17 protein-coding genes and 2 tRNA genes are annotated in these 20,681 nt (G+C 67.0%); 6 read left to right on the top strand and 13 right to left on the bottom strand.

The genetic code is table 11. The features are described from left to right. From IFS44_RS05940 to hemB, 3 genes are read right to left on the bottom strand one after another with little or no spacing between them, the layout of a single operon-like run. Positions 1 to 2,214 (bottom strand): hypothetical protein, encoded by a 2,214-nt coding sequence (locus IFS44_RS05940; RefSeq protein WP_244649945.1) that lies wholly within the window; start codon positions 2,212 to 2,214, stop codon positions 1 to 3. Beyond that, entirely contained in the window at positions 2,207 to 2,752 is a 546-nt protein-coding gene (locus IFS44_RS05935; RefSeq protein WP_192097787.1) for a GNAT family N-acetyltransferase, read from the bottom strand. Before IFS44_RS05935 ends, IFS44_RS05940 begins: the two co-directional genes overlap by 8 nt. Continuing rightward, positions 2,745 to 3,737, bottom strand: a complete 993-nt coding sequence (gene hemB / locus IFS44_RS05930) for a porphobilinogen synthase (protein ID WP_031396015.1) — start codon at positions 3,735 to 3,737, stop codon at positions 2,745 to 2,747. The genes IFS44_RS05935 and hemB overlap by 8 nt, the downstream gene beginning before the upstream one ends. 118 nt (positions 3,738 to 3,855) lie before the next feature. On the opposite strand from hemB, the gene IFS44_RS05925 reads away from it, so the two are divergent. Beyond that, positions 3,856 to 4,803: a diacylglycerol/lipid kinase family protein gene (locus IFS44_RS05925; RefSeq protein WP_192097786.1), complete on the top strand. Its 948-nt coding sequence runs from the start codon at positions 3,856 to 3,858 to the stop codon at positions 4,801 to 4,803. Between the two features lie 8 nt (positions 4,804 to 4,811). On the opposite strand, the gene IFS44_RS05920 is transcribed toward IFS44_RS05925, so the two are convergent. The 7 genes from IFS44_RS05920 to IFS44_RS05890 form a co-directional block, all read right to left on the bottom strand. After that, positions 4,812 to 6,281 carry an MATE family efflux transporter gene (locus tag IFS44_RS05920; RefSeq protein WP_192097785.1) on the bottom strand — a complete coding sequence of 490 codons (1,470 nt, stop codon included), beginning with the start codon at positions 6,279 to 6,281 and terminating at the stop codon, positions 4,812 to 4,814. 115 nt (positions 6,282 to 6,396) lie between these two features. Then, positions 6,397 to 9,198, bottom strand: a complete 2,802-nt coding sequence (locus IFS44_RS05915) for a valine--tRNA ligase (protein ID WP_192097784.1) — start codon at positions 9,196 to 9,198, stop codon at positions 6,397 to 6,399. Between the two features lie 39 nt (positions 9,199 to 9,237). Beyond that, entirely contained in the window at positions 9,238 to 10,839 is a 1,602-nt protein-coding gene (locus tag IFS44_RS05910; protein WP_192071169.1) for a histidine kinase famiy protein, read from the bottom strand. Positions 10,840 to 10,987: 148 nt separating this feature from the next. Beyond that, positions 10,988 to 11,599 (bottom strand): DUF2497 domain-containing protein, encoded by a 612-nt coding sequence (locus IFS44_RS05905; RefSeq protein WP_243845946.1) that lies wholly within the window; start codon positions 11,597 to 11,599, stop codon positions 10,988 to 10,990. Positions 11,600 to 11,634: 35 nt separating this feature from the next. Continuing rightward, positions 11,635 to 13,164, bottom strand: coding sequence for a TolC family outer membrane protein (locus tag IFS44_RS05900; RefSeq protein WP_166748431.1), 1,530 nt, complete (start codon positions 13,162 to 13,164; stop codon positions 11,635 to 11,637). An 8-nt stretch (positions 13,165 to 13,172) separates the two neighbouring features. After that, a complete protein-coding gene (locus IFS44_RS05895; protein ID WP_192097913.1) occupies positions 13,173 to 13,802 on the bottom strand; it encodes a protein-L-isoaspartate O-methyltransferase family protein in 630 nt (209 codons plus the stop codon). 339 nt (positions 13,803 to 14,141) lie between these two features. Next, positions 14,142 to 15,227, bottom strand: coding sequence for a helix-turn-helix domain-containing protein (locus tag IFS44_RS05890; protein ID WP_192097783.1), 1,086 nt, complete (start codon positions 15,225 to 15,227; stop codon positions 14,142 to 14,144). A gap of 170 nt (positions 15,228 to 15,397) precedes the next feature. Between IFS44_RS05890 and IFS44_RS05885 the strand changes: the two genes are divergently transcribed. Together IFS44_RS05885 and IFS44_RS05880 are read left to right on the top strand one after the other, a co-directional pair. After that, positions 15,398 to 15,471 (top strand) — tRNA-Cys (locus IFS44_RS05885). A 236-nt stretch (positions 15,472 to 15,707) separates the two neighbouring features. After that, positions 15,708 to 16,790, top strand: coding sequence for a cellulase family glycosylhydrolase (locus IFS44_RS05880; protein ID WP_192097782.1), 1,083 nt, complete (start codon positions 15,708 to 15,710; stop codon positions 16,788 to 16,790). Between the two features lie 209 nt (positions 16,791 to 16,999). Here the strand turns inward: IFS44_RS05880 and IFS44_RS05875 are convergent, their stop codons facing one another. The 3 genes from IFS44_RS05875 to IFS44_RS05865 all read right to left on the bottom strand — a co-directional run bounded on the left by IFS44_RS05875 (position 17,000) and on the right by IFS44_RS05865 (position 19,136). Then, complete coding sequence (locus IFS44_RS05875) at positions 17,000 to 18,253, bottom strand: glycosyltransferase (protein WP_192097781.1); 1,254 nt, start codon at positions 18,251 to 18,253, stop codon at positions 17,000 to 17,002. Positions 18,254 to 18,521: 268 nt separating this feature from the next. After that, a complete protein-coding gene (locus IFS44_RS05870; protein ID WP_183936250.1) occupies positions 18,522 to 18,842 on the bottom strand; it encodes a hypothetical protein in 321 nt (106 codons plus the stop codon). A 204-nt stretch (positions 18,843 to 19,046) separates the two neighbouring features. After that, a tRNA-Ser gene (locus IFS44_RS05865) sits at positions 19,047 to 19,136 on the bottom strand. Between the two features lie 145 nt (positions 19,137 to 19,281). Here IFS44_RS05865 and hspQ point away from each other — a divergent pair. The 3 genes from hspQ to rpmA all read left to right on the top strand — a co-directional run bounded on the left by hspQ (position 19,282) and on the right by rpmA (position 20,537). After that, complete coding sequence (gene hspQ, locus IFS44_RS22590; RefSeq protein ID WP_081874363.1) at positions 19,282 to 19,716, top strand: heat shock protein HspQ; 435 nt, start codon at positions 19,282 to 19,284, stop codon at positions 19,714 to 19,716. Between the two features lie 172 nt (positions 19,717 to 19,888). Beyond that, positions 19,889 to 20,233, top strand: coding sequence for a 50S ribosomal protein L21 (gene rplU, locus IFS44_RS05855; protein ID WP_031393729.1), 345 nt, complete (start codon positions 19,889 to 19,891; stop codon positions 20,231 to 20,233). Positions 20,234 to 20,246: 13 nt separating this feature from the next. After that, positions 20,247 to 20,537 carry a 50S ribosomal protein L27 gene (gene rpmA / locus IFS44_RS05850; RefSeq protein WP_031393730.1) on the top strand — a complete coding sequence of 97 codons (291 nt, stop codon included), beginning with the start codon at positions 20,247 to 20,249 and terminating at the stop codon, positions 20,535 to 20,537. Positions 20,538 to 20,681 lie beyond the last annotated feature (144 nt).

Here is a 20,681-nt window from a genome sequence, read left to right as displayed (position 1 = left end):
CTACCAGAGCCCCTTGAGCAGCGGCAGGATCGTCGAATAATCGTCGGTCCATGCGGCCATGCCGTCGCGCGCGACGATCGGTTCCCAGCCTGAATTGCGTTGCCGGAGCAGCGCGATCGCCCGCGGGTCGCGCGACAGCGCGATCCAGTCCGATGGCGAGGGGTGATCCGCGTCGAGCGGCGAAGGACGGTAGAGCAGGTGGACGGCATGCCACCCCGCCTCGCGCGCGGCGGCGGCGACCACGGGTTCGAGGTCGATATAGCGGTTCGAGATATGGACGAGCAGCAGCCCGTTGCGCGACACCACGCGGCCATAGGTCGCGAACGCCTCGCGCGTCATCAGGTGCATCGGCACCGTATCCGACGAGAAGGCATCGAGCGCGAGCAGATCGAGGCTTGCGGTCCGCTCCCCCGCCAGCGCGATCCGCGCGTCGCCGATCCGGATCACCGGATCGGGCAGGCAGCGCGACAGATAGCTGAACTGGCCGGTATCGCGCGCGATCCGCACGACCGCCGGGTCGATTTCGTAGAAGCGCCACTGCTCGCCCGGACGCGCGTAGCAGGACAAGGTGCCCGTCCCCAGCCCGACGACACCGACCCGCGCCGCCGGGCCATAGAGCGGGCCGAGCGCCTGCATCGCCTGCCCCACGCCCGATCCGGCGACATAATAGGTGGTCGGCGTCCGCTCGCGCGCGGGCGAACCGCGCAGCTGGATGCCGTGGACGGTGGTGCCGTGATCGAGCTCACGGACCCCCTCGCCGTCGCGGACGGTGTAGACGCCAAAATAGCTGCGCTCGCGCGCACCCCGCTCGGCGCTGAGTTCCAGGGCGCGATAGCCTCCGAACATCACCAGCGTGCTGGCGAGCACGACGACATAGGGCAGCCGTGCGCCAAGCGTGGCGAGGCCGATCGCGGCGACGATCAGGAAGGCCGCACCCTGATGCTGGTCGCCCAATATGCCGTCGGGGTTGCTGATCCGCATCCCGGCCGCCACCGCCATGACGAGGATGATGGCCGCGAGCCCGAGACGGCGCCGCACCGCCGGCCCTGACCAGACCGCGCGGAACGTCGCCAGCAGGTACATCTGCGGCACCAGCACGCCCGCGGCCAGGATCAGCAGCGGATATTCATAGGTCCAGTCGAAGATCACGGGCGCGAGCAACGCCGCGAACACCCCGCCCAGCACGCCGCCGACCGACATTGCGAGATAGAAGCCCGTCAGCCGGTCGGGGGCCGGACGGCGGCGATACATGGCGGTGTGGAGCGCGACCGAGACCATGAACAGCAAGGTCAGCGCGATCGTCGCGCTGAACACCGGCTTGTCGTTGAACCCGCCCATGATCACCCCGCCGAACAGCAGGATCGTCACCGGGGCGATCCGGGTCAGCAGATCGGCGAGCGTGCGGTCCTGCGCGAAGGCGATGGTGAAGCTGAGCAGATAGAGCCCGAGCGGCAGCACCCAGAGCAGCGGCATCGCGACGATATCGGTGGTGATATAGGTCGAGGTGGCGAGCATCAGCCCCGACGGCACCAGCGCGAGCGCGATCCAGTGGAGGATCCGCGCCGCGCCCGGCGCCGGGCTGGTCGCTGCAACGTGCTCCGCCGACGCGGTGCGCGGCAGCCGCGTCGCGCAGAGTGCGACCAACAGGACGAGCACCGCATAGCCTGCGGTCCACAACAGGCTCTGGCCGTGGATCGCCAGCAACGGCTCGACGACCAGCGGATAGGCGATCAGCCCCGCGAAGCTGCCGAGATTGGACGCGGCATAGAGCGCATAGGGATCCGCGCCGCCGCTCGACGCGCTGAACCAGCGCTGGATCAGCGGCGCCTGTGCCGAGACCGCGAAGAACAGCGGCCCGATCGACAGGCCGAGCAGCCAGGGCACCCACACCGCAGGCTGTGCATCGGCGGGCAGATCGAGCGCGAACAGCCCGATCGGCAGCCACAAAGCTGCGACCGCGAGCACGCCGAGATGGATGACCGCCTGCGCGCGCGGCTTCACCCGTCCGAGCCAGTGTGCATAGGCATAGCCGCCGAGCAGCAGCGCCTGATAGACGAGCATCGCCGAGTTCCACACGGCAGGCGCGCCACCGAGCCGCGGCAGCGCCATGCGCGCGACCATCGGCTGGACGAGGAACAGCAGGAACGACCCTGCCAGGATCGTCGCGACGAACAGGACGCGGCACCACCGCGCCATCGGGGAAGGATCAGACATTGGTGGGGCGATGGATCCGATAGAGGACGTGCCGGCGCAGCGGGTCGGTGGCGGCGAGATCGGGATGGTCGAAATCGCCGTCCTCGACATGGGTCATGCCCAGCCGCTCCATCAGCGCGCGGCTGCGCATGTTGGCGGGGACCGTGATGGCGACGATATGCGCGACGGGCAGATTGGCCCAGCCCCAGGCGAGGCTCGCCGCCGCGGCCTCGGACGCATAGCCATGCCCCCAGGCATGACGCGCGAGACGCCAGCCGATCTCGATCGCGCCGTCGATCGGCGGCTTGCCCGGTACCAGACCGCAAAAGCCGAGAAACGCGGCATCCGCCTTGCGTTCGATCGCCCAGAAACAATGTCCCGACGTACGCTGCCGATCGGCCATTCGGCCGACCGCCACCTGCGTCTCGGCGAGCGTCGCCGGCGGCCCAAGAAAGCGCATCACATCGGGGTCACGCCCCATCGCCGCAAAGGGCTCGACGTCGGCGTCCCGCCACGCGCGCAGGATGAGACGCTCGGTCTCGAGCCTGAACTCATCCATTCAGGAGCCGGGCCGCGTGTGCCGCATGATAGGTCAGCACGCCCGAACAGCCGGCGCGCTTGAACGCCATCAGTGTCTCGAGCACCAGCGCGTCGCGGTCGCCCGCGCCCGCTGCGGCCGACGCCTCAATCATCGCATATTCGCCCGACACCTGATAGGCGAAGACCGGCACCTCGAACGCCTGACGGACGCGAACGATGATGTCGAGATAGGGCAGGCCCGGCTTGACCATCACCGTGTCCGCGCCCTCGGCGAGATCCATCGCGACCTCGCGCAGCGCCTCCTCGGCATTGGCGTTGTCCATCTGGTACGTCTTCTTGTCGCCCTTCAGCAGCCCGCGGCTGCCGACCGCATCGCGGAACGGGCCGTAAAAGGCGCTCGCATATTTGGCGGCATAGGACATGATCTGGACATTGTGATGCGACTCCGCCTCGAGCGCGGTGCGGATCATGCCGATCCGGCCGTCCATCATGTCGCTGGGTGCGATGATGTCCGCGCCCGCCGCCGCCTGGTTCAGCGCCTGCGCGACGAGCATCTCCGCGGTGGTGTCGTTGACGACATAGCCCGCCGCGTCGACCAGCCCGTCATGGCCGTGGCTGGTATAGGGGTCGAGCGCGACGTCGGTCAGCACGCCGACCTCGGGCACCGCATCCTTGAGCGCACGGATCGCCTGGCACATCAGATTGTCGGGGTTGAGCGCCTCGCGACCATCCTCGGTGCGACGCTCGGGCTGGGTGTAGGGGAACAGCGCGATGCACGGGATGCCGAGGTCACGCGCCTCGCGGCCACGCGCGACGATCTGATCGACCGACCAGCGCGAGACGCCGGGCAGGCTGGCGATCGGTTGCTCGACGCCCTCCCCCTCGACGACGAACAGCGGCCAGATCAGATCGGCCGGCGTGAGGACGGTCTCGGCATGGAGCCGGCGGCTCCAGTCGGACGAGCGGGTGCGGCGCAGGCGCAGCGCGGGATAGCTTGCGGACATGGCGCGGCTTTTGCGGGATGGACGCCGCGCAGGCAAGCGTTACGGTCGGCGCGAACGGAACCGATCGCTGCCGATTCGGCCTCGGGGACGCATTTCCCTTTCGCGCGTTGGGCCTCGCATGACCGCCACCACGACAGACACGACCCAGGCGCCCGATACCGGGCCGGCGCGCGACCGGCCGATCCGTTCCGCCGCGCTTGTGGTGAACGCGAAGTCGCGCAAAGGACAGGCGCTGTTCAAGCGCGCCTGCGCGGCGATGTCGGGGCTTCCCTATGAGGTCGACGCGCATGCGGTCGAGAACCCCGAGGATCTGGAACCCACCGTCCGGCGCGCGCTCGCCGCCAAGCCCGATCTGCTGATCCTGGGCGGCGGCGGCGGCACGATCAGCGGGCTCGTCGACCTGATGGTCGGGCACGACGTCATCCTCGGTGTGCTGCCGCTGGGCACCGCGAACAGCTTTGCGCGGACGCTGGGCATTCCGCTGACGATCGAGGGCGCGGTCGAGGTCATCCGGACGGGTGCGCCGCGGCGGATCGACCTCGGCATGATCGATGGCGATTATTTCGCCAATTGCGCGGCAATGGGGATCAGTCCGAAGATCGCCGAGACGGTGCCGCACGGCCTCAAGAAGATACTCGGCCGGGTCGGTTATCTCGGCTGGGCGGCGTATCAGTTCATGCGCTTCCGCCCGTTCACGCTGATCGTCGGCGAGGGCCCGGACGCGGTGCGGATGCGCGTCGTCGAGGTGCGTATCTCGAACGGTCCCTATCATGGCGGGACCGAGCTGGTCGACGCGGCGGCGGTCGATTCGGGCGAGATCGTCGTGCAGGCGGTGATGGGCAAGATGAAGCGGCGGCTGGTGCAGAACTGGGTCGCCAGCGTCTTCCGTCACGAATCGCGGCACGAGGAGGTCCGCGACTTCCGTGGCAAGAGCATGCGCGTCGACACGATCCCCAAGCTGCCGATTTCGATCGATGGCGAGGTGCTCGCCAAGACCCCGGTGACCGCCAGGATCGCCGCGGGGATCATCCAGGTCATGGCCCCGGTGACGCCGCCCCAAACCTAGGGCGGCGCTCAGCCGACCGGCATGGATCGGCTGGCGGGCTCGCAATCCGCCTTGGCTGCCTCGCCTGCGTCGTGTGCGGCGGGCTCGGTAACGATCCGGCCCTTGCGCCAGCCGCCATGCAGGTAATAGCCGATCGTCAGCAGCATCGAGGCGAGCGACCCCGCGGGAAAGCTCCACCAGATCGCATCCGCGCCGATCATCGGCTCGAGCGCATAGGCGAGCCCGAACCGTACCGGCCCCATCGCGACCGCGAGGATCAGCAGCGGGCCGACCACCGCGCCGTTCGCGCGGACCGTCGCCGACAGCACCATCGACACGCCGAACAGGATGAAGCTCCACCCCGCGATCAGGTTGATCCGCGTCGCGATGCCGATCGCGCCGGTATCCTGCCCGAGGAACAGCCACAGCACGTGCCGGTCGAGCAGCGTCAGCAGCGCCACGAGCCCGCCGGTCAGCGCGAGGTTCATCATCAGCCCCGCGCGCGTGATCCGGTCGACCCGGTCCCAGCGCCCCGCACCGATATTCTGCGCCGCCATCGCGCTGACCGCCGCACCGACTGCCATCGCGGGCATCTGCACATAGGTCCATAGCTGGTTGGCGGCGCCATAGGCGGCGGTCGTGGTGGTGCCGTGCCGGTTGACCAGCCCGATCATCGCCAGCGCCGAGGTCGAGACGACGAGCATCTGCAACCCCATCGGGACGCCCTTCACGACGATGGTCTTCAGCAGCGCACGATCGGGCAGGATATAGCGCAGCTCCGCGCCACGCAGCCGGATCGGCAGGTCCCTGGCATAGATATAGGCGAGCAGCGCGACGAACGAGACGGTGTTGGCGATCAGCGTCGCGAGCGCGGATCCCTCGATCCCGAGCGCGGGGATCGGCCCCCAGCCGCGGATCAGCAGCGGGTTGAGCGCGACGTCGACGACCGAACCGAGCGCCATGAACTTCAGCGGGGTCAGCGAATCGCCTGTCCCCCGCAGCGCCATCGTCAGCAGCACGGTCAGGAACCCCGCGGGCATCGCGACGAAGATCACGCGGAGATAGGCGAGCGCGAGCGGATAGACCTCGGCAGGCGTCGCCAGCACCCGCAGGATCGCCGGCGCGACCAGCCAGCCGATCCCCACCGTCAGCACCGAGATGATCGTGAACAGCCCGAACGACGTGCCGAGCACGCGGCGCACCGCATCGATGTCGCGGCGGCCCATGTTCTGGCCGATCAGGATCGTCGACGCCATGCCGAAGCCGAACACCGCGGCGACCAGCAGGAACATGATGATGTTCGCGTTGGTCGTCGCCGCCAGCGCGCGCTCGCCGAGAAACTGGCCGATCCACACCGCGTTGATCGAACCGTTGAGCGATTGCAGGACCGACGATCCGAGCGTCGGCAGCGCGAACGCCAGCAACGTCTTGCCGATCGGCCCCGTGGTCAGGTCGCGCTGGCCGGTCCTTGGTGCAGCCGTGTCCGTCGCATCAGGCATCGCAGTCGGGTCCCCTCCCCTTTGCATATGGGGTCAGGACCGACCCTGACCCCGCATGCTCGCAGCACGTGTTACGCACGCCCCGGCCCCGTCCCGCACAGCGGACGGGGTCAGGTCAGCCCAGCCGTCCCAGCGCCGCCTGCAGCCGCGCGGCTTCGGCGGCCTTGTCGGCATGGTCGGCCTTGGCCTTCTCGACCGCTTCGGGCTTGGCGCGCTCGACGAAGCTCGCATTGCCGAGCCTCCCTGCGAGCGCGTCGCGCTCCTTCTCCGCCGCCGCGATCGCCTTGGTCAGGCGGGTGCGTTCGGCGTCGAGATCGATCACGCCTTCGAGCGGCAGGACGAAGGTCGCCTCGTCGACCACGACCTGCGCCGCGCCGCCGGTGGCTTCGCCCTCGGCGTGCGTGACGCGCGCGAGGCGTGCGAGCGCGGGCGCCTGGCGTTCGAGCCGTGCGAGCGTCGCCGCATTCGCGTCACGAACGTGCAGCGGCAAACGCGCACCCGGCGGCACGTTCAGCTCGTTGCGCGCGGTACGGATCTCGCCGACGAGCCGGATCAGCCAGTCGACCTCCCTGCTCGCCTCGGGATCGAGCGAGCGCGCATCGGCCATCGGCCACTGCGCGACGATCAGGTCGTGATCGCGCGGGCCCATCGCATGCCACAGCTCCTCGGTGATGAACGGCATGAACGGGTGGAGCAGGACCAGGATCTGGTCGAGCACCCAGCCCGCAACCGCCTTGGACTCATCGTCGATCTGGCCGCGGACGTCATCGACCATCTGCGGCTTGATGAGTTCGAGATACCAGTCGCAGAAGCGGCTCCACGCAAACTGGTAGATCGCGTTGGCGGCGCCATCGAAGCGGTAGTCTGCGAGCGCGAGGTCGACCTGCTGCACGGTCGCGATCGTCTCGGCGATGATCCACTTGTTGACCGCGAGCTCCGCGCGCGGCGCCTCCAGCGTGGTGCTCGCGACGATGCCGTTGGCCTGCGCGAACCGCGCCGCGTTCCACAGCTTGGTCGCGAAGTTGCGATAGCCCTCGACGCGCTTCTCATCCATCTTGATGTCGCGGCCCTGGCTCTCCATCGCCGCCATGAAGAAGCGCAGCGCGTCGGCGCCGTACTGGTCGATCAGCCCGAGCGGGTTGACGACATTGCCCTTCGACTTCGACATCTTCGCGCCGTCTGCCGCACGGACGAGGCCGTGCAGGTAGAGCGTGCGGAACGGCACGTCCTTCATGAAGTGCAGCCCCTGCATCATCATCCGCGCGTTCCAGAAGAACAGGATGTCGAAGCCGGAGATGAGCACGTCGTTGGGGTAGCGGCCGCCGAGTTGCGACGCGGGGGCAAGCCCCTCCCCTTCAGGGGAGGGGTTGGGGTGGGGAGCCGCCCCGCGCGCGTCGGTCTCGATGAGATGGGACGGCCCCACCCCTTGCCCCTCCCCTGAAGGGGAGGGGTAAGAAGAGCCGTCCCAACCTAGCGTTGCGAAAGGCCAGAGCGCGGAGGAGAACCATGTGTCGAGGACGTCGGGATCACGCGTCAACGCGACGCCCGCGCCGGCGAGCGCCTGCGCTTCGGCCTCGGTTTCAGCCACGTACGGCGTACCGTCGGGCCCGAACCACGCCGGGATCTGATGCCCCCACCAGAGCTGGCGCGACACGCACCAGGGCTGGATGTTCTCCATCCAGTTGAAGAACGTCTTCTCCCAGGTCTTGGGCACGATATCGATCGCGCCGACGCGCACCGCCTCGATCGCGGGCTGTGCGAGCGTCTTGGCGTCGACATACCATTGGTCGGTCAGCCACGGCTCGATCACCACGCCCGAGCGATCGCCGTACGGCGTCTGGATCGTGCGCGGCTCGGCGTCGTGCTCGACGCCGTCCTTGTCGAGATGCGCGATCAGGAAGCCCTCGGCCTTCAGCTGCGCGACGACGGCTTTCCGCGCCTCCGCGGTCGTCAGCCCGAGCAGGTCGGCGGGGATCAGCCCGTCGGTCACTTGCACGACGCGCGCCTTGGCATCGAGCATGTTGAGCATCGCTCCCGCGGCCATGCCGGCGCGCTTGCCGACCTCGAAATCGTTGAAGTCATGCCCCGGCGTGATCTTCACCGCGCCCGATCCGAGCTCGGGATCGGCATGGTCGTCGGCGATGATCGGGATCAGACGCCCGGTGATCGGCAGCTTCACCTGCTTGCCGATCAGCGCGGTGTAGCGTTCGTCCGCGCCGTTCACCGCGACCGCCATGTCGGCGAGCATGGTCTCGGGCCGCGTCGTCGCGACCTCGATGAACCCCGATCCGTCCTCGAGCGGATAGCGCAGGTGCCAGAAGCTGCCCTTGATCTCACGCGTCTCGACCTCGAGGTCGCTGATCGCGGTGCCGAGGCCTGGATCCCAGTTCACGAGGCGCTTGTCGCGGTAGAGCAGCCCCTGCTTGTGCAGGTCGACGAACACTTTCAGGACGGCCTTCGAAAAGCCCTCGTCCATCGTGAAGCGTTCGTTCGCCCAGTCCATCGAACAGCCCAAGCGGCGGAGCTGCTGCGTGATCTCGCCGCCGCTCTCTTCCTTCCACGCCCAGACCTTGGCGATGAAGTCCTCGCGCGAGAGGTCGGTGCGCTTCTGCGGCGGGGACATTGCGCCCATCTGGCGCTCGACCACCATCTGCGTCGCGATACCGGCGTGATCGGTGCCGACCACCCAGAGCGCGTCCTTGCCCTTCAGCCGGGCGTGGCGCGTCAGGATATCCTGCAGCGTGTTGTCGAGCGCGTGGCCGATATGCAGGCTGCCCGTGACGTTGGGCGGCGGGTTGACGATCGTCCAGGGTTCCGCGTTCGGGCGGTCGGGGCGGAACTGGCCGCTGGCCTCCCAATGCGCATACCAGCGCGATTCGATGGAGGCGGGGTCGAAGGTTTTGGGAAGCTCGCTCATACCCCGTGCCTTAGCGAGCGTGTCCGGGCTAGACCAGCCTCACGTCCGCGCCCCCGGCTTGTCGAGCACCGCCCGGATGCGGTCGTTCAACTCATTCCGTCGATAGGGTTTGCGGATCAGTTCGAACGACCGGCTGCCCTCGTCGATCGCCTCGTCGGCAAAGCCCGTCGTCAACAGTACCGCGGTGTGCGGATAGTCGCGCCGCACCGACTGTGCCAGGGTGACGCCGTTCATGCCGCCGGGCATCAGGATATCGGTGAACAGCAGGCGGAATTCCGAGTCTTGGCGGAGCGTGTCGAGCGCGGCGCGCGCGCTGTTGACCAGGACGACGTCATAGCCGAGATCCTCGAGGATCGTCCGGCCCAGCTCGCCCACCTCGCGCTGATCCTCGACCATCAGCACGCGCTCGGCACCGCCCGCATGCGGTGCGATCGGCCCCGCGGTCTTGCGCTCGACGGCACCGCTCGCGCGCGGGAAATAGAGCGAGAATTCGGCACCGCCCCCGCTGAGGTTACGCACCGTGGCGAGGCCTCCCGACTGGCGGACGAAACCGTAGACCATCGCGAGGCCGAGCCCGGCGCCCTTGCCCATCTCCTTCGTCGTGAAGAAGGGTTCGAAGATCTTGTCGACGGTCCCGGGATCGATCCCCGGCCCGTTGTCGCGAATGCTCAACACGACATATTCGCCGGGCTCCAGCCTCGCGACACCGCCATCCTCGGGAAGGACGGCGTTGCGCGTCGTGATCGTGATCTCCCCCGTGCCGTCGAGCGCGTCGCGGGCATTGGCGATGATGTTGAGCAGCGCCATTTCGGCCTGCACCGGATCGACGCGGCAATTCCACAGATCGGTCGCCAGGTCGCGCTTCAGCGTGATCCCGCTGCCGATGCTGCGGTCGAGAATCGGCCGGAAATCGCCCAGCAGCTGGTTGAGGTTCATCAACCGGTCGCGCAATTCCTGCTTGCGCGCAAAGGCGAGCAGCTGTTGCGTGAGCGTCGCCGCGCGCGAGGCCGAGGTCGAGATCGCATCGACTGCCCGCCGCGCGGAACGATCGCTGGCATCGATCCGCGCGTCGAGGATGTCGGCATAGCCCTGGATGACCTGCAGCAGATTGTTGAAATCGTGCGCGATCCCTCCGGTCAGCTTACCGACCGCCTCCATCCGCTGCGCCTCGTGCAGCGCCTCCTCCGCCTCGCGGCGCCGCGAGATGTCCAGCTGGCTCGCGAAGAAATAGCGCAGCTCGCCGTCGTCGCCGAACACGGGCGAGACGTAGAGCGCGTTCCAGAAGGTCGAGCCGTTCTTGCGATAGTTGAGCATCTCGACCGAGACTTCTTCACGCTTGGCGATCGCGGCGCGTAATTCGCCGACGACCGTGCGGTCGGTCTCGGGGCCCTGCAGGAAGCGGCAGTTGTAGCCGAGGATCTCGTCCTGCGAATAGCCGGTCATGAACGAGAAGGCGTCGTTGCAGAAGATGATCGGGTTGTCGGGCCGATGCGGGTCGGTCACCACCATCGGCATCCGCGTGGTCCGCACCGCCGCGAAGAAGATGTCGCTGCTGGCATCGGCCGGCGCGATATCGCCCCGGACGCCTTGAGCGGCGAGACGGGCGGGGATTTCAGGCGCGGACACACTGTGATCGGACATTTGCCAACAACCATAGCGGAACCGTCACGGTTCCGCTCGTCGTGACATTACAGTCGTTTGGACCAGAACCCGGCGAGCAGTGTCCGATCGTCGCCAGCCGGCCAGGTCCCGATACAGGCCGCAGCGCGAAACGCTGCGGCCGGCCCGGTCAGGGCTGCTGGTTCATGATCTTGGCGATCTCGCGCGCGACCATGTCCTCGACCATGTCGGGCAGGTTCGCGTCGATCCATTCGCGCAGCATCGGGCGCAGCATCTCGCGGACCAGACCCTCGAGCGTGCCGTCGCTACTTCCTTCGGGCTTGACCATCATCCGCGTCAGCGCCTCGAGCGGCGCACGCGTCGCTGCCGCGGTTTCGCGCGACATGATCGGCTGGGCGGGCTCTTCTGCAGGCTGCGGAGCATGCTGCTGGGGCGCATGCGCGGCCGACGACGCGACATGCGGTGCGACATGAGGCTGGGGCTGGCTGCGCGGCGGCGCCTGGCGTGGTTCCGGCGCGGCGTCGACCGAGGTCAGCACCGGCGATTTCGGCGGGCGGGGAGTGCGGTCAACCATCGGCATCGGGTCGCTCAGTTCGAGGATTTCATCGTCGTCGATCGCGTCGTCGTCGTAATCGGCCGCGTAATCGGTGGCCGCCGATGCGGGCATCGCCCGCTGGTGACGCCGCTGGCGACTCGGCATGCCGTCGCCTTCTTCGGCAATGATGCGTTTGATCGACGAGAGGATTTCCTCCATCGACGGCTCCGCGCTGATATCCCCCATACGGACCATTCCAAACCCCGTCGCCCTACTCGCCCCTATTGGCGGCTCGGCGCATCCTTACCTGTCGTCAATGCCGGGTTCCTGTCAACCGGGCTGTCGAGCAACGGGTCAAGTTCGCGGCGCACGGCCGCGTCCTGCGTGGGCGACTGGACGGTACGCGTCGCGACCGGCACCGGCTCGCCATCACCGCCCCAGTCCCAGATCTTCTTGTGGACGCGGTCGTAATTGGCGACCGGATCGTACAACACGCCGCCGTCGAGCCCCAGGTCGCGCGCCTCCGCCTGCCCCATTGCCGCCAGCAGCGCGAAGCCCGCGACATAGGCGTCGCGCCGCGCCGTCACGAGCGTGACCTGGCTATTGAGCAGCTCCTGCTCGGCGTTGAGGATGTCGAGGATCGTGCGTGTGCCGACGCTGTTCTCCGCCCGGACACCCTCGAGGCTGAGCTTGTTCGCGTTGACCGCGGTTTCGGACGACTGGATCACCTGTTCCGACGAACGCCAGACGGCATAGGCCGAGCGTGCCTGCGCGATCACATTGCGCTCGGCTGCGGTCACATTCTCGATCGCGCGGCTTTGAAACGCCTCGGCCTGGCGGACCTGCGCGGCGGGACGACCGCCCTGGAACAGCGGCATCGTCAGCGACAGGCCCGCCTGCACCGCCTTGTTCGCATTGGGAAAGGTGTTGATGCTGCCGTCGGTCGTCGACGCCGATCCGAGATAGTTGGTGTAGCTGGCGCCGCCGGTAGCACTGATCTGCGGCAGGCGGCTCGCCCGCGCGACACCGACATCGTACCGCGTCGCGTCGCGTTCCTTCGCCGCCGCGATCAGCACGGGATTATTGTCGATCGCCACCGTCACCGCCAGGGCGGGGCTGTCGGGCAGATGCGGGAGGGTTGGCGGCGTTTCGAGCGTGCCGGCGGGCGTCCCGACAAAGCGGATATAGTTTTCCCGGCTGGTGATCAGCTGTGCCTCGGCCGACTGGAGCTGCGCCCGGGCGAGCGCGAGCCGCGCCTCGGACTGAGCGACATCGGTGCGGGTCAGGTCGCCGACCTGAAACCGGTCGCGGCTGGCCTGGAGATTGATGTCGAGCACGCGAACATTCTGCGTGTTCAGGCCGACGATCGCCTCGTCGCGGATCACGTCCATATAGGCGCCGACGACGTTGGTGAACAGATCGGCCTCGGTACCGCGCAGCGTCGCGCGGCCCGCCTCGACCCGCGTCTTGGCCGCGGCGACCGAGTTGCGCACCTGCCCGCCCTGATAGAGCGGCACGGAGACGTTCGCGCGAGCAACGACCTGACGCGGCAAGGCGATGAAGCTGTTCGCGGCGGTCACGACGAACTCGGTGTAATCGCCGGTCGCATTCGCCGAAGGCAACCCTGAGGCACGCGCGATCGGGACATTCTCGTCGGTCGCACGCAGCGTCGCGCGCTGCGCCGTGATCGTCGGGTTGGTCGTATAGGCCTTGACCAGCGCCTCGCGGAGCGTCTCCGCATGGACCGGTGCAGCGCTGTATAGCAGCGCAACACCCGAGAGCAGACGGCGGACTAGAGCGGCGCGCGGCATGATGTGCCTCAGAACTTGAAGGGTTTGGGTGTTTCGAAACCCGGCAGCGTCACGCACTCGACATCGACGAACGCCGCCAGTGCAAAGCCGCCATCGGTCTTTCGTCCCGATGCGAGCCGGGTCACGCCGCGATCCGCGATCCCGGCGACGATGCGGCCGCCCGACCGGATCTGCGCCACCAGCGTGTCGGGGATCGCCTCGACCGCGCCGTCGATGACGAGCACGTCATAGGGCGCGCCCGCGGCATGGCCCTGTGCCATCGGCCCCTCGACCAGTTCGACCGTCGGCGTGGCGTCCAGCGCATCGCGTGCGGTGCCGAGCAAGGCCGCATCGCTGTCGACCGCGACCACCGTACCGACGATCTCGGCGAGAACCGCAGCGGTGTAGCCCGTCGCGGCACCGATCAGCAGGACACGGTCGGTGGCGGTCAGATAGGCCTCGGTCAGCAACCGGCCGGTCGCCATCGGCAGGTTGGCGTAACGACCGCCGCCGAGCGGGATCGGTGCGTCGCGATAGGCGATCGACCGGACTTCGTCAGGCACGAACGCCTCGCGCGGCACCCGCGCCATCGCCGCGACGACGCGCTGGTCACTGACCGCGTTGGTGCGAAGCTGGCTGGCCACCATGGCGTGACGCATGACCGCGAAATCGGGACCGCCGTCGGACGTGCCGACAGCCGCACGCGTGCGGGTAGTGGAGTTCGTATCGAGGCTGATCGTCGTCATGGTCCATCCTGTCGCACAGCTGTTTTAGTTGCGCAATACACTTGTTCGCTTGCGTCAATCTCTACCGTGCCGCCAGCGTCGCGCCAAGCGACCTGTCGCGAATCGCGCGAGACAGCCCGGCTCGGAACGGCACAGAGGTCGGAATGGCACAGGGGCCGGATGCCGGGACTAGGGCGCCCCGCCCGCCCGTGTGACACCGAAATGCCGCGGGCGGGACGCCGAGGGCGCACGCAGAATGCGGCAACACCTCGCTCAGGCGCCTAGCACGGGCGCGCCCTGATCGGGCATCGGAATTTCCGCCGGGTCGATGACGGGGGTGGGTGTGGAATCGGGGGCGGGATCGATTCTGGGTGCCCGGCGGGCCGGCACCGCGCTGATGATCCGGTCGCTCGTTTCGGCGGGAACCTGCAGCGCCTGGGTCGGCGCGCCGAGCACGGCGGCGCGCGCGCGGACGCTCGCGTCGAGAAACGGCGTGCTCATCGCCATGAACCGCCGCGGCGTCATGCCGAGAAACGTGCCGGCGTCGCGCAGGAAATGCGACACGTCGAAATAGCTCGGGTCGATCGCCGAATAATCGGTGCCGCCGGGCGTCCGGAACACGCGCAGGAACGAGCGCAGGAACCGTGCGCGCCGCAGCAGCATCTTCGGCGTGAAGCCGAAATGACGCACCGCCAGCCGCCGCAGCGTGTCGGGGCTGATCGCCAGCTTGCCCGCGACCGCGGCGACGTCATCGCCGCCGTCCTGCCCGATCAGCCGGGTAAGCTGACGGATCGTCGCGGATTCGCGATGCGGCGGCCCGAGCAGATCACAAAGGATGGCATCGAGGATCGCCGCGACCTGGTCGTCGCGTTCGGCCGCCCGCAGTGCGGTCGTCAGACGCTGGGTCGCGACCGGCCCGAGCGCGTCGGCAAGCGGCACGATCCGGTCACGATACTCCGCCGCCGACCGGTTGAACAGCCGGCTCCAGGCCAGCGCGCTGACCCCGAACCCGATCATGATGCCGCCATTGGTCGTCGCCTTCAGCGCGGTCCCCGTCGGGCCGTACAGCGTCGCCGCCGGCAGGGGCCCGAACGTCCGCCGGCCGATCGCCACGCTGATCGGTCCCGCCTCGAACGCGAACCGGACATTGGCCGTCCCCGGCAGGAAGCGGTTGACCTGGCCGATGCTGGCCGGACCGGTCGCGCGATAGACATGGTAGCCGGTGATGAGGTCGGTAAGCGCATCGCAGGGCTGGTCATATCGGATCGCCATCCCCGCGGGCATCGCGAAGACATCGGGCGCCAGCCCTGCGCGGTTCGTTCCCCCGGACACCTGCATCACGTCCAAAAGAAACTCCATATGAAGCCAGGGATTGGACCGTATCGTGCCCAATCCATCGCCGGCGTGCAAGCCGTCCCCCACCCCGGCACCGCACCGCCGTGGCACACCCCACGACTATTTTAGCCCACAAACGCGATCGCCCGGTTGACCCGCCGCACAAAAGCCCGCATTTGCGCGCTCCGCATCGAGGCCCGATGGCGGAGTGGTGACGTAGAGGACTGCAAATCCTCGCACCCGGGTTCGATTCCCGGTCGGGCCTCCAATCTCATATCCTAATCGTTGCCACATGACGCGACGCACTGCGGCGATCGAGCGCAGTGACTTGATGCGCGGACCGCGCTTTCCCAAGCATGAGCGCGGTCTTGAGACAGGTCCCCGCGACGACGGGCCCTAGACCGCGGTCCCTGATCGACGTCAGGCATCCCGACATTCGATGATAGGGAGGCGGATCCGAAGCGCGACCGATTCGCTTTCACCCTTATTCGCCAGGTACATGTCATGACCCGACCATCGATCGCCGCCGGCCTTGTCGGCCTTGCCATCGCCGCCGCCGGACTGGGCTGCCCCGCCTCGGCCGCGCCCTCCCCGCAGCGCATGCAGCCGCCCCCCGCACCTCAAAAGGCAAGCGCGCCTGTCAGGTCCAGCGCGAGCGCCAACGTCCGTATCAGGGGCCCCGTCTTCGGTGTGAACATTGCCGGGTGCAGCTTTGTCGCCGACGGTACGCTCTGCCCGACGCCCGCGTCGGTCCGCGCCTATCTCGACAAGGGGTTCACGATGGTCCGCCTGCCGTTCAAGGGGCCGCAGATGGCGGACCCGGTGATCCGCAGGAAATTGGTGGCAGCGACGCGCGCCGCGCTCGACCGCGGTGCCTATGTCGTGCTCGATCGTCACGATTATAGCTGGCCGTCGGTATCCGAACAGGTGGCGTTCTGGACGTCACTGATGGCGAGCATGCCGCGGTCCGACCGGATCATCATCGACCCGATGAACGAGCCGAGGCATTTCGACGACCCGGTGCTGACCAATGACTGGGATCAATGGGCGCGCGATATCAACCAGATCATCGCGGGCCTGCGCGCCGCGGGGATCCGCAATGTGATCGCGCCGGAATATCCCGGGTCCTCCGCCACCTTCCGGCTGCGCAAGCGCGAGGACGCCGCCAAGCCGTCCGAAAGCGCGCTGGTCGCGCTCGACCGCGCGGGCGGGCTGAAGGATCCGCTCGGCCTGACCATCATCAACGGGCACCGCTATTTCGACAAGGGGTCGAGCGGAACCCAGCCGAGCTGCACGGGGACGCCGGGCTATGACAATTTCGCGTCCGAGCTGCGGGCGCGCGGGTTGAAGGGGATCATCACCGAATCGGCGTTCGGACGCGCTGGGGCGATACCGCCGAGCTGCGAGGCGGCGGGCGCAGCAGCGATCGCCTATCTCAAGACCAATGCCGATACGGTCGTCGGCGTGACCTGGTGGGGCGGCGGCGCGGCCTGGAACGAGCGGTATCTGTTCAAGATCGAGCCGAAAAAGGGCAGTTTCGGCCCCAGGCACAAGGACGCCTATCTCGACCGCCTGCTCGGCCGCTGATCCCGCGCGGTTGTGGCCGGGCGGGATAGAGGCGGACGAACGAACCCCGACCTCGGGACGGCGGCATCAACGCTGGTGCGGCCGTTTCCCGAAGGAAAAGCGCGATTGGGAGTATGCGCACTTCTTGCATTGCCGCACCCAAGTCTCGCCACCGGCCTCATCCACTGAAACAACGCGCCATTCGCCGAGGCGATGCCAGCAGATGAGCATCAGGACACCGCTTCCGCCACGCGTACCGGCTCCGTCGCCGGAACGATGCCCGCTAGCGTGAACGCAATCTGCTCGAGTCTGGTATCGAGCTCGCTATTGTCGAATTCGCGCTCGATCTTGGCGCGTGCCGCCACCCGCATGCTCGCCAGATCCACCTCCCCCGATTCGATTGTCGTTATGATGTCGGCGATCTGTCCGGCATTGCGCTCTTCGACCAGAAAACCCTCGACGCCGTCGTCGATGAGTTCCGGGATGCCGCTATGCCAGGTGGAGACGGTGATGACGCCGAGCGCCATGGCCTCCATCAACGACACGGGAATGCCTTCCATGTCGCCATTGTCGGCGACGACGGACGGCAGCAGGAACACGTCGGACCGCTTGAGTTCCGCAAGCACCTCGCGGTGCGGGATCTTGCCGAGGAACGTCACGCGCGCAGGACAGGCCGCAGCGGCCTCGCGCAGTTCCTTCTCCAGCGGCCCGTAGCCGATGATCGACAGATGCGAATCGCCCGGCGCGGCGCACATGGCGTTGATCGCGTAGATCAGCCCCTTTTTCTGAACGAAGCGCGCCGTCGTCAGCAGCCGCAATGGCCCGGCAGCGCCGCGACGTGGCTGCGGCATCGGAAAGTCGCTGACGTCGACCCCCATACGGTGGACCGTGATCATCGCTGGGTCAGCACCCCAGCCGATCAGCTTCTTCTTCCACAATTCACTGATCGGAAGCAGTGCTTCGGTCTGGGTGAAAAGGCGGCGGTAATGCGGCAGGAATTTTTTGACGAGACTATGCTCGGTCACGTCAAGACCATGAAAGACAGTGGCGATCGGGCCCGAGATCAGACCGGCGTCGCGCAGATACATGGCCCGTACGCCCGCGGGACCGAAATGCGCGATGATGGCATCGAAATGACCAAGTCCCTGTTCGCCGACACTGAGAATATCGACGATCGGCGCGACGATTCCATCGCGCAAGCCAGTAAGTCCTGCGCGAATTCGCCGCCGACTCTTGCCGGATTGCGCGCCAAGCAGAAGTTGAGCCGACTTTTTCAGCAATTGCGCAATCGGCGATGAGTCCCCTGTATTCGCGCGTACGGAGAGGATGCGCGCGGCACCGGATAGTGGATCATCGACAGAAAGATCATGCTGGCCGGTAATGATCGTAACCTGATGGCCGAGGTCGATCATACCCCTGATCTGACGAACGACGAACGTTTCCGAAAGAACGGGGTAGTTCGAAAGAAAGAAAGCAATCTTCATGACGCGCCGCCCGGTATATTGAACGAATGATGTAACCGGACTGGCGACGCCACCGGGCAATGCAGCATTGCTTACGAGCGCCGTCGATGCGGTTCACGCCGAGCCAGCACACAGGCGAGTTCAAGCAATTCAACGCCTAGGCGGATACAGAAGAATTTCTCCACGAAAAATTGCGGGTCTATCGGCGATCCCTGTACTTTATCGGGACTTGTTGCCGCCGGGCCACGCTTCCGGCGTTGCTTTGGCGATACCGGGCCGCACGTTCGGTCTACGCGCGCTGGATCAGGTGCAGGATGACACGCCAGAACGGATAGGACGCGCATTGCGGCCAGGTGTGCGGGCACAGGCCTTCGACGTGCCAGCGCACGGCGAGGATCGCCAGCGTCGTCGCGATCGCGGTGGCGAGCGCGGTCAGCCAGCGTGCTTTCAGACCAATCCGTGGTTTGACGCCCCATTCGAGCAGCGCCGCCAGCAGCCAGAACGCCGCGATCTGCCAGCGGGAATAGGTATCGAGCAGCATGAACCGCGAAAGGACGGCCAGGGCCACCAGTCCGGCCGCCAGCAGGATGTTCAGAAGGAACGTACGCATCGCGGTCTCGATCTGGAGGGGGCCTTGGCCGGGACGGGCATGGGAGACAACGCACGCCCTCCCCGACTGTCGTCCCGCGCCTGCTACTCTGAGCACATGAATGCGCTGTCCACAGCAGCGGATCATCGGACGATAGCTATAGAGAAGTACGCGGCCCCGGCGCGGGGGCCAGGGATCTCTTTGATCCACATGGCGCTAGGTAAATGGCGGAGAGGGTGGGATTCGAACCCACGGTACCCTCGCGGGTACGCCGCATTTCGAGTGCGGTACGTTCGACCACTCTGCCACCTCTCCGCAAGGTCATCCGAAGTGCTGCGAGCAGCGCCTCCGATCGGTCGAGGGCGGGCCTCTAAATCAGACCTTGCCGCAGTGCAAGAGGGTTTTTGCAATCACGAGCGGCCCGGCTTGTGCGTCGCGAAACAGCGCTTAAATTGTCGCTATGCCCCGCCACGACATCCCCATCGACCCCGCCACCCCCGACATCGCCGCGTCCGATGCCCTCTCGTCCGAGCCGGCACCGGCGGCGGCGGTCGAGGTCGTTGCCCCGCCGATCGTCCATGCGAATTTCTCGATCGGCGATATCGTCCGGCACCGCCTGTTCGATTTCCGCGGGGTCGTGTTCGACGTGGATCCTGTCTTTGCCAATACCGATGAATGGTATGAGGCGATTCCCGAACAGATGCGGCCGAAGAAGGACCAGCCCTTCTACCATCTGCTCGCCGAGAATCGCGAGTCGAGCTACGTCGCCTATGTCAGCCAGCAGAATCTGGTGTCCGACGCGGGCGACGAGCCGGTCGACCATCCGGGCATCGCCGGATTGTTCACCGACTTTGCCGATGGTCGCTACACGCTGCGCGCCGTCCACCGGCACTGATCGCCTGCCGGGCGCGGCGCCCTGACGCGGCTCCGGCCAGAGCCCGCGATGTTTTAGCCCCGCGCAATGGCCCTTCTTGGTTGACATCGTCACGCCCCTCGCTTAGCTCCCCGGCTTCTCCCGGCGGACCCTGCGTTCGTGGGGCACATGTATTTGGAAAGTGACAAGGGCCATGTTCGCAGTCGTGCGCACGGGCGGCAAGCAGTATCGCGTCGCCGCCGGAGATAAGATCGTCGTCGAGAAGATCGAGGGCGATGCAGGTGCGTCGGTGACGCTGGGTGATGTGCTGTTGGCGGGCGAAGGCTCGGAACTGCGCTCGGTCGAGGGTTTCACCGTCGCTGCAGAGATCATCGCTCAGGCGAAGGCGGACAAGGTCATCGTCTTCAAGAAGCGTCGTCGTCACAACTATCGTCGCAAGAACGGCCATCGCCAGCAGCACACGATCCTGAAGATCGTGTCCGTCGGCGGCCAGACCGCCAAGCAGACCGAGGCTGACGCCCCGGCCGCTCAGGCATAAGGAGTAGCTTCAGATGGCACATAAGAAAGCAGGCGGCTCTTCGCGCAACGGTCGCGATTCAGCCGGTCGTCGTCTCGGCGTGAAGAAGTTCGGTGGCCAGGCATGCGTTGCCGGCAACATCCTCGTGCGCCAGCGCGGGACGAAGTTCTATCCGGGCACCAATGTCGGCATCGGCACGGACCACACGCTGTTCGCGCTGGTCGATGGCCGCGTCGTGTTCAGCCAGGGCAAACTTGGTCGCAAGTTCTGCTCGGTCGAGCTGGCAGCGAATGATGCCGCCGACATGGCAGTTGCAGCCGAATAACATCGGGTAACCATCCGGGTTGCCCACCAGGGTGACCCGGGTCGCGAAAGCGAACCTGAACAAGGGAGACGGGTCACCCCGGCTCCCTTTTTTATTGCTCCCTCCCCTTGGCTGTCGCCGTCCCGTCATCCTGACGTGGCATGC

The sequence above is a fragment of the Sphingomonas sp. CFBP 13706 genome, from assembly GCF_014842355.1.
GTDB lineage: Bacteria > Pseudomonadota > Alphaproteobacteria > Sphingomonadales > Sphingomonadaceae > Sphingomonas > Sphingomonas aerolata.
This window is presented reverse-complemented; position numbering and strand designations above follow the sequence as displayed.